Here is a 14,449-nt window from a genome sequence, read left to right on the forward strand (position 1 = left end):
CCCCTCGGGGAGGAAACCATGGGAAACATCACGCTCAAGAACGTCTCCAAATCGTTCGGGTCGACGGTCATCATTCCAGGCATTGACCTGGTGATCGAGAATGGCGAGTTCGTCGTCTTCGTCGGCCCGTCGGGTTGCGGCAAGTCCACGCTGCTGCGGCTGATCGCCGGGCTGGAGGACACCAGCGGCGGCACCATCAACATCGACGGCCGCGACGTCACCGGCGAGGCACCGGCCAAGCGCAAGCTCGCCATGGTGTTCCAGTCCTACGCGCTCTACCCGCATATGACGGTGGCCAAGAACATTGCCTTCCCGCTGAAGATGGCGGGCGAGGACCAGGCGACCATCGACAGGAAGGTGAAGGACGCGGCGCGCGTCCTGAACCTCACCAACTATCTCGAACGGCGGCCAGGCCAGCTCTCCGGCGGCCAGCGCCAGCGCGTCGCCATCGGCCGCGCCATCGTGCGCCAGCCCTCGGCCTTCCTGTTCGACGAGCCGCTGTCCAATCTCGACGCAGCCCTTCGCGGCACGATGCGGCTGGAGATCAGCGAGCTGCACCACCAGCTCAAGACGACCATGATCTACGTCACCCATGACCAGGTCGAGGCCATGACCATGGCCGACAAGATTGTGGTGCTGAACGCCGGCAATATCGAGCAGGTCGGCTCGCCGATGGAGCTCTACAAGACGCCGCGCAACCTGTTCGTCGCCGGCTTCATCGGCTCGCCGAAGATGAACCTGGTGGAAGGCGCGCCGGCCGCCAAATATGGCGCCAAGACCATCGGCATCCGCCCCGAGCATATGCAGATTTCGACCACGGCGGGCGAATGGAAGGCCACGGTCGGCGTTGCCGAGCATCTGGGCTCCGACACCTTCCTGCATGTCCAGGCCGACGGCGTCGGCCCGCTGACGGTGCGTGCCGACGGCGAACTGGCCGTGCATCATGGCGATACCATCTATCTCACGCCCGACAAGGCCAAGCTCCATCGCTTCGGCCCCGACGGCAAGGCGATGGCGACGTGAGGCTGAAAGGCAAATCGGCGCTGATCACGGGATCGGCGCGTGGCATCGGCAAGGCCTTCGCCGAAGCCTATGCGCGCGAAGGCGCTATCGTTGCCATTGCCGACATCAATCTCGAGGCCGCGCAAAAGACGGCGGCAGAGATCGGCGACAATGCCTATGCGGTCAAACTCGATGTCACGGATCAGGCCTCGATCGACGCCGCGGTGAAGGCAGTGGAAACGAGGACCGGCGGCCTCGACATATTGATCAACAACGCCGCTCTGTTCGATCTGGCGCCGATCGTCGAGATTTCGCGGGCGAGCTATGAAAAACTGTTCTCCGTCAATGTCGCCGGCACGCTGTTCATGCTGCAGGCGGCGGCCCGCTCGATGATCGTGCGGGGCAAGGGCGGCAGGATCATCAATATGGCGAGCCAGGCCGGACGGCGCGGCGAGCCGCTGGTCGGCGTCTATTGCGCCACCAAGGCCGCCGTCATTTCGCTGACCCAGTCGGCCGGGCTCGACCTGATCAAGCACCGCATCAACGTCAACGGCATCGCGCCCGGGGTCGTGGACAGCGACATGTGGGATCAGGTCGATGCTCTGTTCGCCAAATACGAAAACCGGCCGAAGGGCGAGAAGAAGCGGCTTGTCGGCGAAGGCGTGCCTTATGGCCGCATGGGCAAACCGGAGGACCTCGCCGGCATGGCCGTCTTCCTGGCCAGCGACGAAGCCGAGTACATCGTCGCCCAGACATACAATGTTGATGGCGGCCAGTGGATGAGTTGAGGGGGGCGGCCTCTGCTTCTCGTCCCTCCGCGAGGAGCAGAGGCTCACATTACAGGCCGCATCGGCCTCGCAAGGCATGTGTCGTCCCTTTCCCGACAGGACGGAGAGAGGCGGAGTAACGAGGCCGAAGCCCGGCCAAAGGGTAAAACAGATGACCGTGAAACTCTCGTCTTCAAACCTCTCCAGCCTGCCCGGCAATGTTGCCGTTCCTAAATATGATCGCTCGAAGCTCAAGGCCGGCATCGTGCATTTCGGCGTCGGCAATTTCCACCGCTCGCACCAGGCGGTCTATCTCGACGATCTGTTCAATTCAGGTGTCGGCCATGACTGGGCGCTGGTCGGCGCCGGCGTCTTCGAGGGCGAGAAGATCGGTCGCGGCAAGCTCGAAGAGCAGGACTGGCTGACCACGGTGGTCGAGCAGGATGAGGGCCATATGAGCGCCCGCGTCACCGGCGCCATGATCGATTTCCTGATGCCCGGCGATGCGGCGGGCATCATCGAGCGGCTGGCCGATCCGGCGATCAAGATCGTTTCGCTGACCATCACCGAAGGCGGCTATTTCATCGACCCGGCGTCGGGCGTCTTCAACCCGGCCCATCCGGATATCGTCGCCGACGCGCAGCCGGGCGCGACACCGAAAACCGTGTTCGGCATCATCCTGGCAGGACTGCTGCGCCGGCGTGACGAAGGCACCGTGCCGTTTACCGTGATGTCCTGCGACAACATCCCTCACAATGGCCACGTCACCTCGGATGGCGTCATTGGTCTGGCGCGGCTGATCGACGAGGATCTCGCCAACTGGGTCAGCAGCAACGTCGCCTTTCCAAACGGCATGGTGGACCGCATCACGCCGGCCACCACCGACCGCGAGCGCGGCATCCTGGCCAAGGATTTCGGCGTCGAGGACGCTTGGCCGGTGTTCTGCGAACCGTTCCGGCAATGGGTGCTGGAAGACCGCTTTACCGATGGCCGGCCGCCGCTGGAAAAGGTCGGCGTGCAGTTCGTCAAAGACGTCGCGCCCTACGAATTGATGAAGATCCGCATTCTCAATGGCGGCCACGCCACGATCGCCTATCCGGCCGGGCTGATGGACATTCATTTCGTCCATGAGGCGATGCAGGAGCCGCTGGTGCGCGGCTTTCTCGACAAGCTCGAGCACGACGAGATCATCCCGACGGTGCCGCCGGTGCCGGACACGGTGCTGGAGGACTATTACCAGCTCATCGAGAAGCGCTTTTCCAATCCCAAGATCGGCGACACCATCCGCCGGCTCTGCCTTGACGGCTCCAACCGCCAACCGAAATTCATCATCCCGACCATCGCCGACCGCCTGAAGGCCGGGAAGAGTGTTGCCGGGCTGGCGCTGGAATCGGCGCTGTGGTGCCGCTATTGCTTCGGCACATCAGACAGCGGCGCCGTCATCGAACCCAACGACCCGAGCTGGGACCGGCTGCAAGCGACGGCAAAAGCGGCAAAGGAGGCGCCGGCCGCCTGGCTCGCCATGGAGGACATCTATGGCGATGTCGGCCGCGCCACGGCGTTCGTCGAAGCCTTCGGCCACGCCCTCAACGTGCTGTGGGCCAACGGCGCCCGGGCCACGCTGACACGCTACATCGCCGGCAAGCTCTGAGAGCTACCAGCCATCATGACGCCTGAACTGGTCATCTTCGACTGCGATGGCGTGCTGGTCGACAGCGAGGCGCTCTCCGTCTCGGCACTGCTCGGCATGATCGGACGTGCCGGCGGCACTGTCAGTGAGGACGCCGCCTACGAGCATTTCCTCGGCAAGAGCATGAAAAGCGTGCGCGAGATCCTTGCCCGCGACTTCGGCCTGGAGATCAGCGATCAGCATCTGACCGCCATGCGTGTGGACCTGATGAGAAGATTCCGCGAGGAGCTCAAGCCCATCCCCGGCGTCAAGGAGGTGTTGCCGAAGCTCGGCCTGCCGTTCTGCGTCGCCTCTTCGGGCACGCTGGAGCGCATCCGCTACGCGCTCGACGTCACCGGACTGCTCGGGCTGATGGAGCCGCATCTGTTCAGCGCAGCCATGGTCGCCAAGGGAAAGCCGGCGCCCGACCTTTTCCTGCACGCCGCCGCCAGCATGCGGGCGCATCCGCGCAAATGCCTCGTTATCGAGGACAGTCCGGCCGGCGTCGCGGCGGCGCGTGCGGCCGGCATGCGCGTCCTTGCCTTCACCGGCGGCGCTCATGCCGGCAACCCCGCACTGAAAGCGCGGCTTGCGTCGAGTGAACCGGACTTTATATTCGCTGACATGCTGCAATTGCCCGATCTGATTGCAGGCCTGGGAGCGAGAGTTAGAGCATCTTGACGAAACAGTTTGTTTGCGCGGTCGATGTCGGCACCGGGAGCGCTCGCGCGGGCATTCTCGACGCCCGTGGTATCTTGCTCGGCCGTGCCGATCGGCCGATCGCCATGAACCAGCCGAAGCCCGATCATGCCGAGCATGATTCGCGCGACATCTGGTCGGCGGTCTGCGCCGCCGTGCGTGCCGCCCGCGAAAGAGCCGGCGTCGCGGCGCAAGACATTGTCGGCATCTCGTTCGACGCGACCTGTTCGCTGGTGGTGCGCGACCGGCAAGGCGATCAGCTCAGCGTTTCGACCACCGGCGAGAAGCGCTGGGATACCATCGTCTGGCTCGACCACCGCGCCATTGCCGAAGCCGACGAATGCACGGCGAGCAGCCACGAGGTGCTCAACTATATTGGCGGCGTCATGTCGCCGGAGATGGCGACGCCGAAGCTGATGTGGCTGAAGCGCAACCTGCCCAAGACTTGGAATGAAGCCGGCTATCTATTCGACCTGGCCGATTTCCTGACCTGGCAGGCGAGCGGCTCGCTGGCTCGTTCGCAATGTACGCTGACGGCGAAGTGGACCTATCTCGCGCATGAGGAAAGCGCCTGGCAGCGCGATTTCTTCGAGATTGTCGGCCTTGACGACCTTTTCGAGCACGGCAATCTGCCGGAGCGGGCTAGTCCGGTCGGCGCCGACATTGGTCCGCTGACGGCGCAAGCGGCGGCGGAGCTCGGCCTGAGCGAAAACTGCCGGGTCGGCGCCGGTGTCATCGACGCCTATGCCGGCGCGCTTGGCGTGCTCGGCGGCTTTGCCGGCGACGATCAGGATATCGGCCGGCATCTGGCGCTGATCGCCGGCACGTCGAGCTGCGTCATGGCGATGTCGCCCGATCCGCAGCCTTTCGCCGGGGTCTGGGGCCCTTACTATGGTGCTGCGCTGCCGAAGCTGTGGCTGTCGGAAGGCGGCCAGTCGGCCACCGGCGCGCTGCTCGACCACATTATCCGCTGGCACGGCGCCGGCGGCGAGCCGGACGCCGCCATGCACGCCAAGATCGCCAGGCGGGTCGCCGAACTGCGCGCCGCCGAGGGCGACAACCTCGCCGCGCGCCTGCATGTGCTGCCGGATTTTCACGGCAACCGCTCGCCGCTCGCCGACCCGCATGCCGTCGGCGTCGTCAGCGGGCTGACGCTGGATTCCTCTTTCGACAGTCTTTGCAAGCTCTATTGGCGCACCGCCGTCGGCATCGCGCTCGGCGTGCGCCATGTGCTGGAGGCGCTGAACGAGAATGGCTATCTGATCGACACGCTGCATGTCACCGGCGGCCACACCAAGAACCCGCTGCTGATGGAGCTCTACGCCGACGCCACCGGCTGCACGGTGGTCGAGCCGCTGGCCGACGAGGCGGTGCTGCTCGGCACCGGCATGGTTGCCGCCACCGCCGCCGGGCTTTTTCCCGACCTCAACGCCGCCTGCCTTGCCATGCAGCAAGGCGGCAAGAGGCGGGCCGCCAACCCGGCAGCCGGCGCCCGCTTCGACCGCGACTACCGGATTTTCCTGGAGATGCACCGCCAACGCCAGGCGCTCGACGCCATCCGGTAGGCTTTTGCCTACTGCTTGCGCAGCGACGCGCCTGATGTCGCGTCGAACAAATGGATGGCCTCTTCCACGAATGTGTAGCGGACAGGGGCATTCAGCGCCGGGCATTCGCGTGCCGGAACCAGCGCGCTAATCTCCTTGCCGCCGGAGCCGAATGTCACCAGCGCGTCATTGCCGTGGAATTCGATGAGATCGGCCGTGCCTTGCAATATGCCGGCGGCGCCGGCATTGGCCGTCTTCAGGTCCGGCGGCCGGATGCCCAGCACGGCGCGGTCGCCATGCTGCAGATGGAAACCCCGGCCCTCGATCGAAAGCACCGTTCCCGCGTCGGTCAACGTCCAGTCATTGCCCGAGCGGCCGACCGTCACCTCGACGAAGTTCATGTTCGGCGTACCGATGAAACCAGCCACGAACATGTTGGCCGGGCGCAGGTAGATTTCCGCCGGTGCGCCGATCTGCTCGATGACCCCCTCTTTCAGCAGCACGATGCGATCGGCCAGCGTCATCGCCTCCAGCTGGTCATGGGTGACGTAGACGGTGGTGGTCTTCAGCGACTGGTGCAGGCGCGCGATCTCGACACGCATATGGTTGCGCAATTTGGCGTCGAGATTGGAAAGCGGCTCGTCGAACAGGAAGACTTTCGGCGTCTTGATCATCGCACGGGCAATGGCGACGCGCTGCTGCTGGCCGCCGGAAAGCTCGGCCGGCTTGCGGCCGAGATAGGGCTCCAACCCGAGCGTCCTCGACACCGCGTCGACCCGCTTGCGGATCTCGGCCACCGGCACCTTCTGGCGCCGCAGCCCGAAGGCGATGTTGTCGAAGATCGTCATATGCGGATAGAGCGCGTAGTTCTGGAACACCATGGCGATGCCGCGGTCGCCCGGATCGAGATCGTTGACCACCTTGCCGCCGATCGAGACCTCGCCGCCGCTGATGTCCTCCAGCCCCGCCAGCATGCGCAGCAAGGTCGACTTGCCGCAGCCGGACGGGCCGAGGAACACGACGAATTCGTGTTCCTCGATCGAGAGGTTGAGGTCGCGGATGACAGTGGTGGCGCCATAGGCCTTGTCGACATGGGAGCAAACGATCGCGGACATGGTCAGCCCTTCTCGCCGGTGAGCAGGATCTGCAGCTTGACGTCTTCCGGATTGCCTTGGGCAGCGCGCTCGAAGGCCTCGATGCTGTCTGAGAAATCATAGGTGCCGGTGATCAGCGGCTTGAGGTCGACCTTGCCGGAGGCGATCAGTTGCAAGGCGCGGTCGAAGATGTTGGCGTAACGGAACACCGTCTCGATGCGCACCTCCTTCGAGATCGCCGCCGGCACGTTGAGGGCAACCGGCTCCACCGGCAGCCCGACCAGCACCACCGCGCCGCCCGGTCGCACGACATCGAACAGATCGGCGAAGGCCTTCGGGCTGCCGCTGGCCTCGAAGACGATGTCGGCACCCCAATTGTCGGTCGCGGCGGCTACCGCGTCGGCCAGCGAGCGCTCGCCGATATTGACCGGCACGATGCCGGCATATTGCGCAGCGATCTTCAGCTTGGGCGCGGAAAAATCGGAGATCAGCACCTTTGAGCAGCCGCCGGCCAGGGCGGCAAGCGCGATCATGATGCCGATCGGGCCGCAGCCGACGACGACGGCGACATCGCCCGGAACGATGCGGGCACGGCTTGCCGCCTGCATGCCGATGGCGAAGGGCTCGACCATCGCGCCCTCGGCGAAAGAGACGTTGTCCGGCAGTTTGTAGGTGAAGGCGGCGGGATGCACCGCATAGGGCGCGAGCACGCCATGCACCGGCGGCGTCGCCCAGAAACTGACGTCGGGATCGACATTGTAGATGCCGAGCTTTGTCGCGCGCGACGACAAGTTCGGCACGCCCGGCTCCATGCAGACGCGGTCGCCGACCTTGAACGTCTCGACATTGGCGCCGGTCTCGACGACCGTTCCCGCGGCTTCGTGGCCGAGCACCATCGGCGCGCGCACGACATAGCTGCCGATGGCGCCATGGGTGTAATAGTGCACGTCGCTGCCGCAGACGCCTACGGTGTGGATGGCGATCTTGACGTCGTCCGGCCCGACATCGAGCGGCAGCGCGATCTCGCGCAACGACAGTTCGCCTTTTTTCTCAAGCACCAGTGCCCGCATCGGGAAATCCTCACATCAAGTCTTTTTTTGCCGGAAAACTGAATTCAGGAAGCCGCTGAGCACGCCGAGGAACAGCAGCGGCGGCAGCGACAGGAGCACGACCGAGGCGTTGAGAATCCCCCATGGCACGTTCATGCCTTGCTGGGAGAGTTCCGAGGCGACGATCGGCAAGGTCTTGGCGTTGGAGCTGGACAGCATCAGCGCGATCAGGAATTCGTTCCAGACCAGCACGAAGCTGAAGGCGACCGCCCCTGCCAGGGAGCGGGCGGCCACGGGCAGCGCGATGCGCCAGAACACCGAATAGGCGCCGTAGCCGTCGACGAAGGCGGCTTCCTCGATCTCTTTCGGCACGCTCTGGAAGGCGGGGATGGCGAGCCACATGATCACCGAGATGGTGAGCAACGAATAGGTGATGATCAGCGCCGGCAAAGTATCGTAGAGGCCGACCTGCAGCCAGATCACCATCAGCGGGATGGCGACCGCCACCGGCGGCAGGAAGCGCAGCGACAGCACGAAGAACTGGATGTCGCCGGCCCAGCGGTTGGGATAGCGCGCCACCGCGTAAGCCGCCGGCAGGCCGAGCACGATGCCGATCAGCACGGCCGAGCCGCAGGCGACGACCGAGTTGTAGAGCCCGGTCAGCACGCTGTCGCGGCCGAGGATGTAGCCGATGTTGGCCCATGTCGGCGTGAACACCAGGCGCGGCACGCGGGTAATGATGTCGACATTGTTCTTCAGCGCATTGAGCGCCGTCCACAGCAGCGGAAACACGGCCAGGAATCCAGCCAGCGCCAATATGGCCTTGCCGATCAGGCGACCCGGTCTCATGCCTGCACCCGCTTCCACAGCATAGTGAAGGTGATGACGGTGGCGATCATCATCAGCACGGCCATGGCCGAGGCGTATGAGACCTTGCCGGACTCGATGAAGCCTTGCGAGAAGGCGTACATGTCGAGCGTCTCGGTGGCCACGCCCGGTCCGCCGCGGGTCATCACATAGATCAGGTCGAAGGAGCGCAGCGATTCGATCATCTTGACGAACATCAGGCTGATCAACGGCGCCTTCAGCATCGGCAAGGTGACATAGGCGTGGATCTGCCAGCGTTTGGCATGGTCGAGCCGCGCCGCCTCGATCGGCTGCGGCGGCAAGGTTTCGAGCAGTTTCAGCACGATGACGGCGAAGAACAGCCCCCATTGCCAGACATCGACCGAAGCGACGGCGAACAAGGCCGTCGCCGGCTTGGACAGCGGGTCGAAGATTAGCCCACCGGTCAGTAGCCTATAGGGATAGGTGGCGATGCCGTAGAGAGGGTGATAGGCGAACTTCCAGACGAAGGCCGCCGAGACGCGCGGCAACAGCACCGGGATGATGAAGAGCAGGCAGTAGATATTGCGTAGGCGTGGGCTGGCGACCTCGAACATCAGCACGCCGAGGCCGATCGCCACCACCATGGTCGCGACAACAGTGACGATCTCCCACTTCACCGACACCCAGACCGCGTTGAGGAAGCGGCGGTCGAGGAAGAGGTCGACGAAGTTCGACAGCCAGACCCAGGAATAATCGGGTGTGCTCAACTCGCGATTCTGCAAGGCGATGACGATGGCGTAGAGCGTCGGCACCATCGACAGCACCAGAAGGATGGCAATGGTCGGAACGACGAAGGTGACAGGGAGCGACGTGCGTCGGGCCATTGGCATCTATCCTCGCTTGCGTCTCGATCGTGTCGGCATGATTTCCTCGTTGGGCAAATTCCCCGTGGCGCGCAGGTCCCGGCGTTGCGGACAATGCCGCGGACCGCGTGCCACGGGCGGGAGGATGGCCCTACTTCTTCTTCGCCAGCTCGTTGGCATAGGCGTCGAGTTCGTTGAGGCCGCCCTTGATGTCGGTCCGGGTGCCGGTCACCAGTTCCTCGAGGATGATGCCCCAGCGGTCGCCGAGATCGGGCCAGCGCGGATCCTGCCAGAAGTTGACCGCGGTGACCTTGCCGGTTTCGGCCAGCGCCTGGCCGAGATCGGCGCCGTAGATGTCGGCGAACTCCTTGCTGGACAGGATGCTGGTGCGGTTCAACTCGCCGAACTGGTGGGCGTCGAGCCGGCGCTTCTCGTTTTCCTTCGATGTCGCCCAGGCGATGAACAGGCCGGCGCATTTCTTCGAAGCGTCATCGGCATTGGCCTTCGCCGCGATGGCAAGGCCATGGCCGTAACCGCCGCCGGGCAGCGGCGAGGGCGGCGGCAGGAAGCCGATCTTGCCGACCACCTGCGAGGTCTTCGGGTCCACCGCCATGCCCGACAGCGGCGTCGATTCGACGAGGATGGCGACCTGGCCCGACAGGAAGGCGCCGGTCGATTCGTCCCAGCTGCCGGTCTGCGTGCCGGGTGCCGAATCCTTGAACAGCTTCAGATAGGTTTCGGTCGCCTTGACGGCGGCGTCCGAATTGAAGACCGGCTTGTCGCCATCGAACCACTGGCCGCCATAGGCCTTGAAGAACGGCATCCAGCGCCAGACATTGGCGCCCGAGCCGCGCGCGCCGCGCAGCGCGATGCCATACATGCCCTTGTCCGGGTTGGTGAGCTTCGGCACGTCGGCGATCAGCTCGTCCAGCGTCTTGGGTGGCTGGATGCCGGCGGCCTCGAGCACGTCCTTGCGGTAGACCATCAGGTCGCCGCCGCCGGTCAGCGGCGCGAACCAGACCTTGCCGTCAAAGGTGGCGACCTTCTGGCGGCCGGGATCGAAGTCGGCATAGTCATAGTCAGCCGGATAATAATCGGTCAGCGGCACGATCCATTTCGACGAGGCAAACAATGCGACATTGGCTTCGTCGACATAGTAGACGTTGTAATTGCCGACGGTGGACGCATCGGCGCGCGATTTCGCCCGGCGGTCGTTTTCGTTCAGATAGTCGATCTGGAAGCCGGCGCCGGCAAGCTTCTCGAACTCGGCCTTGGAGTCCTCCAGAAGCGTCAGGCCGTCGCGCGGCTGCGCCAGCACCTTGACCGGCGCCGAGCAGACCGGCGCCTGTGCCAGCGCGATGGTTGATACGGTAGCGGAAAGCATGAAAGCTGCGCCCAAGCCCGCAGCGAGCCGAATTGGTTTCATTGATTTTCTCCTCCAGGAACATTCGCAGGAAGCGCAAGTCCTCGGGCTTCGCGATCCTCACCATCGCCCGAACGACAAGCCACCCATCGCCAAAATGCGGAGTTCAACCGGGCCAAGCTAGAAGCCCCGTTGCAGCAAACCTGTACTTTTATGCATTGTGCAGCGCAAAATACGGCGCCCTGCAACGAAGTCCGTCACATGAGTATCGATCGCGTGAAAGCCGCTGATTTAGGCCGTGCTTATGCGCGCATCGTCAGCCGCTGCCGCGACAGCTTGCGATAGGAGGACGGCGTCATCTTGTGCTTGCGCAGGAAGGCGCGGTTGAAGTTGGAGATGTTCATGTAGCCGACCTGGAAACAGATGTCGGTGATCGCGACATCGGTGTCGGCCAACAGCTTGCAGGCCTGCCAGAGCCGGAGCTTGGCGAGGTGGTCGCTGAAGGAGTTGCCGGTGTTCTTCTGGAAGAAGCGCGAGAATGTGCTCTCGCTCATCCCGGCGCGTTCGGCAACGTCCGGCAGCTTCAGATCCTCGGCGAAATGCTGGAACAGATAGGTCAGGGTGCGCTGGATGATGTCGAGCGAGGCGGCGTCGAGGAGCGGCGAGAAATCCGGCGACGACAAAAGCTCGTATTCGTCGGTCCTGGCCAGCAGGTCGACCAGTTCGAGGAACAGGCAGAGGCGCGCGAGCCCATGCACGGTTCCCATCCGCTCCATCAGCTCGGCGCCTTCCAGCGCCGTGCGGCCGTGGAAGACCATGCCGCGCAGCGACCGCTCCAGGAACGGCTCCAGTTCGCGCAGTTCCGGCAGCAGGCCCACCGAGCCGCGCAGCCTCTGCGCATCGAATTGCAGGACGATGTCGCGGCCTTCGATCAACTCGCCCGGCTGCACCGCCGTCACCCAGTCATGCGGCAGGCCGCCGCCGACAATGGTCAGGTAGCCCGGCCCGAACTCGCCGATGTGATCGCCGACCAGGACCACGCCGGAGGATTTGCGCAGCAGATGGATTTCGTATTCCGGATGGAAGTTCCAGACATTGCGCTCCCAGGGATAGTCATCGAGCCGCCACAGGAAACTGTCGCTCGCCTCGGTCACGATGTGCTCGAAAGCGGGCGCCGTGCGCGGAATCGCGGCCGTGTTTTTTCGCTGCCTGAACGCCATCCGTTCCTCCCGGCGGGTTCGCTGGCTGCCGGTCTCCACGACAATCCGTAGCAGCCAGCGGCCGGCAAGGGAACGAGGCTACGGTAGCCCCTGGAATGGCGCTGGCTCAATCGGTGCCCGCTCCTCCTCCCTTGCCATCATGTCGCATTTCGTTCAATAGACGGCGCAAACGCCGCGAAACCGAAGGTTTTGCCGTTTGCAATGCGGCTTCCGGCCTATGCCGATGCGCCGCAACCTTGAAAGAGCGGAACAATGTCTGCGATCGAAGCCGGCGCTCGCGCGCCGGAAAATCTTTGGCGTCAGGAAATCAGGGCGACGCTGGCGCTGGCCTGGCCGATGGTGCTGACCAATCTCGGCCAGACCGCGATGACGGCCACCGACGTCATGATGATGGGCAGGCTCGGGCCGGACACGCTGGCCAGCGGCGCGCTTGGCGCCAACCTCTATTTCATGCCGCTGATCTTCGGCCTCGGCCTGATGCTGGCGACCTCCCCGATGATCGCCACCGAGCTCGGCCGCCGCCGCTATTCGGTGCGCGATTTGCGCCGCACCGTGCGCCAGGGCCTGTGGCTGGCGATCCTGATCTCGATCCCGATCTGGATCGTGCTCTGGCACGGTGAGGCGATCCTGCTGGCGATGGGGCAGGAACCCGCGCTGGCGCACCAGGCCGGCATCTATTTGCGCTGGCTGGAATGGGCGGTGCTGCCTTTCTACGGCTATATCGTGCTGCGCTCGTTCATCTCGGCGCTGGAGCGGCCGGGCTGGGCGCTGATCATCGTCTTCGTCGCCGTCGCCTGCAACGCGCTGTTCAACTGGGTGTTCATGTTCGGCAATCTCGGCTTTCCGGCGATGGGCATTGCCGGCTCAGGCCTCGCCACCTCGCTGTCCAGCATGCTGATGTTCATCGGCATGGCTCTCGTGGTGATGCTGGAGAAGAAGTTTCGGCGCTACCGCCTGTTCGGCCGCTTCTGGCGGTCCGACTGGCCGCGCTTCAAGGGCCTGCTGCGGCTTGGCCTGCCGATCGCCGGCATCCTTGCCTTCGAGGTGACGATCTTCAACGCGGCGGCCCTGCTGATGGGCCTGATCGACGCGGATTCGCTGGCCGCGCACGCCATCGCCATCCAGATCGCCTCGATCTCCTTCATGGTGCCGCTCGGCCTCAACCAGGCGGTGACGGTTCGCGTCGGGCTTGCGCATGGCGCCGGCAATCCGGAGGGCGTGTCGCGTGCCGGCTGGACCGCGTTCGTCATCGGCGTCTCGTTCATGGCGCTGATGGGGCTGGTGATGGTGCTGTGGCCGCATCTCTTGATCAGCGCCTTCATCGACCTCGCCAACCCGGCCAATGCCAGGGTGATCGCGCTTGCCGTGTCGTTCCTGGTGTTTGCCGCACTGTTCCAGGTCTTCGACGGCGCGCAGGCGGTGGCCGCCGGCATGCTGCGCGGCCTGCACGACACCAAGGTGCCGATGATCTATGCCGCGATCGGCTATTGGGGCGTCGGCCTGCCGCTCGGCGTGCTGCTCGCCTTCCATTTCGGCTTCCACGGCGTCGGCATCTGGATCGGCCTGTCGTCGGGGCTGGCGGTGGTGGCGGCGCTGCTCCTGGCGCGCTGGCTGCGGCGGGATCGGTTGGCACCGCCGCTGGCGTTCGGGCATTGAACCAGACGGCCGGTGGCCGCCAGCGGTCATCAACACTTGCAGATGTGGGGCAAGCTAGTTCTGTCCGAGAGCCGACCGGAAGTCCTTGGTGTTGTTGCGATTGGGGTACGACCGGTCCGGCACCGGCACACCGAGATGGAGGCAAAGCGGCTCCCATCCGTCTCCCAGATTGTGGACCAGCAGCCTGCCCGGTGGCACTGTCGCAATGACTGCCCTTACATTGGCTTCGTAAACGGCGATGGCATGGGCGCGATCATGCGCCCGGCCGCCGAAGACCTGCCTGGAGATCAAGGCAAGACCGAGCGATTCCTGATCCGTACTCTGGTTGATGCCCGCCAGGATCGTCTCCTCGAAGCTTGCCCACCAGCTTTCCGGCGAGCGATATGTCAGAATGACCCGTGCGTCCGGATAGAAGTCGATCAGCTCACGCCAATAGTGCGCCGAGGGCCAGTCGACGCAGGATGCGTAGCCGGCCAACAGCTGATTCCATTCTGGCGCCGCGCCCTGGGCCAGAGCGCGCCAAAGCCGCTTCTGGTCTTCATTGGCCATGACTTCGTACATGTGGTGACACGGGCCGAAGCCAAGGATCGTCAGCGCCTCGCGCATCGAGTCCGTTCCTGTCCGGCCAAAGCCCGTTCCGATCACCCTTATCACCACAGTTCCCCGATTCAGGTCTGCTGCTGTCAGATCAATCG

At 64.4% G+C, this 14,449-nt stretch carries 13 protein-coding genes; 6 read left to right on the forward strand and 7 right to left on the reverse strand.

Translation table 11 applies throughout. The features are described from left to right. The first annotated feature begins 18 nt into the window (after positions 1-18). From JG747_RS02775 to JG747_RS02795, 5 genes are all read left to right on the forward strand, one after another. On the forward strand, positions 19-1,023 hold the full coding sequence (locus JG747_RS02775) for an ABC transporter ATP-binding protein (RefSeq protein ID WP_019862520.1): 1,005 nt from the start codon (positions 19-21) through the stop codon (positions 1,021-1,023). After that, on the forward strand, positions 1,020-1,790 hold the full coding sequence (locus JG747_RS02780; RefSeq protein ID WP_019862519.1) for an L-iditol 2-dehydrogenase: 771 nt from the start codon (positions 1,020-1,022) through the stop codon (positions 1,788-1,790). The genes JG747_RS02775 and JG747_RS02780 overlap by 4 nt, the downstream gene beginning before the upstream one ends. A 151-nt stretch (positions 1,791-1,941) precedes the next feature. Next, positions 1,942-3,420 carry a mannitol dehydrogenase family protein gene (locus JG747_RS02785; protein WP_064985236.1) on the forward strand — a complete coding sequence of 493 codons (1,479 nt, stop codon included), beginning with the start codon at positions 1,942-1,944 and terminating at the stop codon, positions 3,418-3,420. A gap of 15 nt (positions 3,421-3,435) precedes the next feature. Next, positions 3,436-4,119: an HAD family hydrolase gene (locus JG747_RS02790; RefSeq protein WP_019862516.1), complete on the forward strand. Its 684-nt coding sequence runs from the start codon at positions 3,436-3,438 to the stop codon at positions 4,117-4,119. After that, on the forward strand, positions 4,116-5,702 hold the full coding sequence (locus JG747_RS02795; RefSeq protein WP_019862515.1) for an FGGY-family carbohydrate kinase: 1,587 nt from the start codon (positions 4,116-4,118) through the stop codon (positions 5,700-5,702). The genes JG747_RS02790 and JG747_RS02795 overlap by 4 nt, the downstream gene beginning before the upstream one ends. An 8-nt stretch (positions 5,703-5,710) precedes the next feature. On the opposite strand, the gene JG747_RS02800 is transcribed toward JG747_RS02795, so the two are convergent. The 6 genes from JG747_RS02800 to JG747_RS02825 all read right to left on the reverse strand — a co-directional run bounded on the left by JG747_RS02800 (position 5,711) and on the right by JG747_RS02825 (position 12,098). After that, positions 5,711-6,796, reverse strand: a complete 1,086-nt coding sequence (locus tag JG747_RS02800; protein WP_202361101.1) for an ABC transporter ATP-binding protein — start codon at positions 6,794-6,796, stop codon at positions 5,711-5,713. Positions 6,797-6,798: 2 nt separating this feature from the next. Further along, positions 6,799-7,845 (reverse strand): NAD(P)-dependent alcohol dehydrogenase, encoded by a 1,047-nt coding sequence (locus tag JG747_RS02805; protein ID WP_019862512.1) that lies wholly within the window; start codon positions 7,843-7,845, stop codon positions 6,799-6,801. Positions 7,846-7,860: 15 nt separating this feature from the next. Continuing rightward, on the reverse strand, positions 7,861-8,673 hold the full coding sequence (locus tag JG747_RS02810; RefSeq protein WP_027047617.1) for a carbohydrate ABC transporter permease: 813 nt from the start codon (positions 8,671-8,673) through the stop codon (positions 7,861-7,863). After that, entirely contained in the window at positions 8,670-9,536 is an 867-nt protein-coding gene (locus JG747_RS02815) for a carbohydrate ABC transporter permease (protein ID WP_027047616.1), read from the reverse strand. The genes JG747_RS02810 and JG747_RS02815 overlap by 4 nt, the downstream gene beginning before the upstream one ends. 130 nt (positions 9,537-9,666) lie before the next feature. Beyond that, positions 9,667-10,941 (reverse strand): ABC transporter substrate-binding protein, encoded by a 1,275-nt coding sequence (locus tag JG747_RS02820; RefSeq protein WP_027047615.1) that lies wholly within the window; start codon positions 10,939-10,941, stop codon positions 9,667-9,669. A 239-nt stretch (positions 10,942-11,180) separates the two neighbouring features. Further along, the gene (locus JG747_RS02825) at positions 11,181-12,098 is read right to left on the reverse strand and encodes an AraC family transcriptional regulator (protein ID WP_064985415.1); all 918 of its coding nucleotides are present in this window, start codon (positions 12,096-12,098) and stop codon (positions 11,181-11,183) included. Positions 12,099-12,350: 252 nt separating this feature from the next. On the opposite strand from JG747_RS02825, the gene JG747_RS02830 reads away from it, so the two are divergent. Further along, positions 12,351-13,754: an MATE family efflux transporter gene (locus JG747_RS02830; protein ID WP_202361102.1), complete on the forward strand. Its 1,404-nt coding sequence runs from the start codon at positions 12,351-12,353 to the stop codon at positions 13,752-13,754. A 54-nt stretch (positions 13,755-13,808) separates the two neighbouring features. On the opposite strand, the gene JG747_RS02835 is transcribed toward JG747_RS02830, so the two are convergent. Beyond that, a complete protein-coding gene (locus JG747_RS02835) occupies positions 13,809-14,360 on the reverse strand; it encodes a sulfotransferase family protein (RefSeq protein ID WP_240564605.1) in 552 nt (183 codons plus the stop codon). Positions 14,361-14,449 lie beyond the last annotated feature (89 nt).

The sequence above is a fragment of the Mesorhizobium sp. 131-3-5 genome, assembly GCF_016756575.1.
In the GTDB taxonomy this organism is placed as follows: Bacteria; Pseudomonadota; Alphaproteobacteria; order Rhizobiales; family Rhizobiaceae; genus Mesorhizobium; species Mesorhizobium jarvisii.

What these genes read in the sequence shown, in the direction of transcription:
- JG747_RS02805 (WP_019862512.1), bottom strand. Translation starts at nt 7,845, where the DNA reads ATGCGGGCACTGGTGCTTGAGAAAAAAGGCGAACTGTCGTTGCGCGAG.
- JG747_RS02810 (WP_027047617.1), bottom strand. Translation starts at nt 8,673, where the DNA reads ATGAGACCGGGTCGCCTGATCGGCAAGGCCATATTGGCGCTGGCTGGA.
- JG747_RS02785 (WP_064985236.1), top strand. Translation starts at nt 1,942, where the DNA reads ATGACCGTGAAACTCTCGTCTTCAAACCTCTCCAGCCTGCCCGGCAAT.
- JG747_RS02825 (WP_064985415.1), bottom strand. Translation starts at nt 12,098, where the DNA reads ATGGCGTTCAGGCAGCGAAAAAACACGGCCGCGATTCCGCGCACGGCG.
- JG747_RS02790 (WP_019862516.1), top strand. Translation starts at nt 3,436, where the DNA reads ATGACGCCTGAACTGGTCATCTTCGACTGCGATGGCGTGCTGGTCGAC.
- JG747_RS02775 (WP_019862520.1), top strand. Translation starts at nt 19, where the DNA reads ATGGGAAACATCACGCTCAAGAACGTCTCCAAATCGTTCGGGTCGACG.
- JG747_RS02830 (WP_202361102.1), top strand. Translation starts at nt 12,351, where the DNA reads ATGTCTGCGATCGAAGCCGGCGCTCGCGCGCCGGAAAATCTTTGGCGT.
- JG747_RS02800 (WP_202361101.1), bottom strand. Translation starts at nt 6,796, where the DNA reads ATGTCCGCGATCGTTTGCTCCCATGTCGACAAGGCCTATGGCGCCACC.
- JG747_RS02820 (WP_027047615.1), bottom strand. Translation starts at nt 10,941, where the DNA reads ATGAAACCAATTCGGCTCGCTGCGGGCTTGGGCGCAGCTTTCATGCTT.
- JG747_RS02815 (WP_027047616.1), bottom strand. Translation starts at nt 9,536, where the DNA reads ATGGCCCGACGCACGTCGCTCCCTGTCACCTTCGTCGTTCCGACCATT.
- JG747_RS02835 (WP_240564605.1), bottom strand. Translation starts at nt 14,360, where the DNA reads ATGCGCGAGGCGCTGACGATCCTTGGCTTCGGCCCGTGTCACCACATG.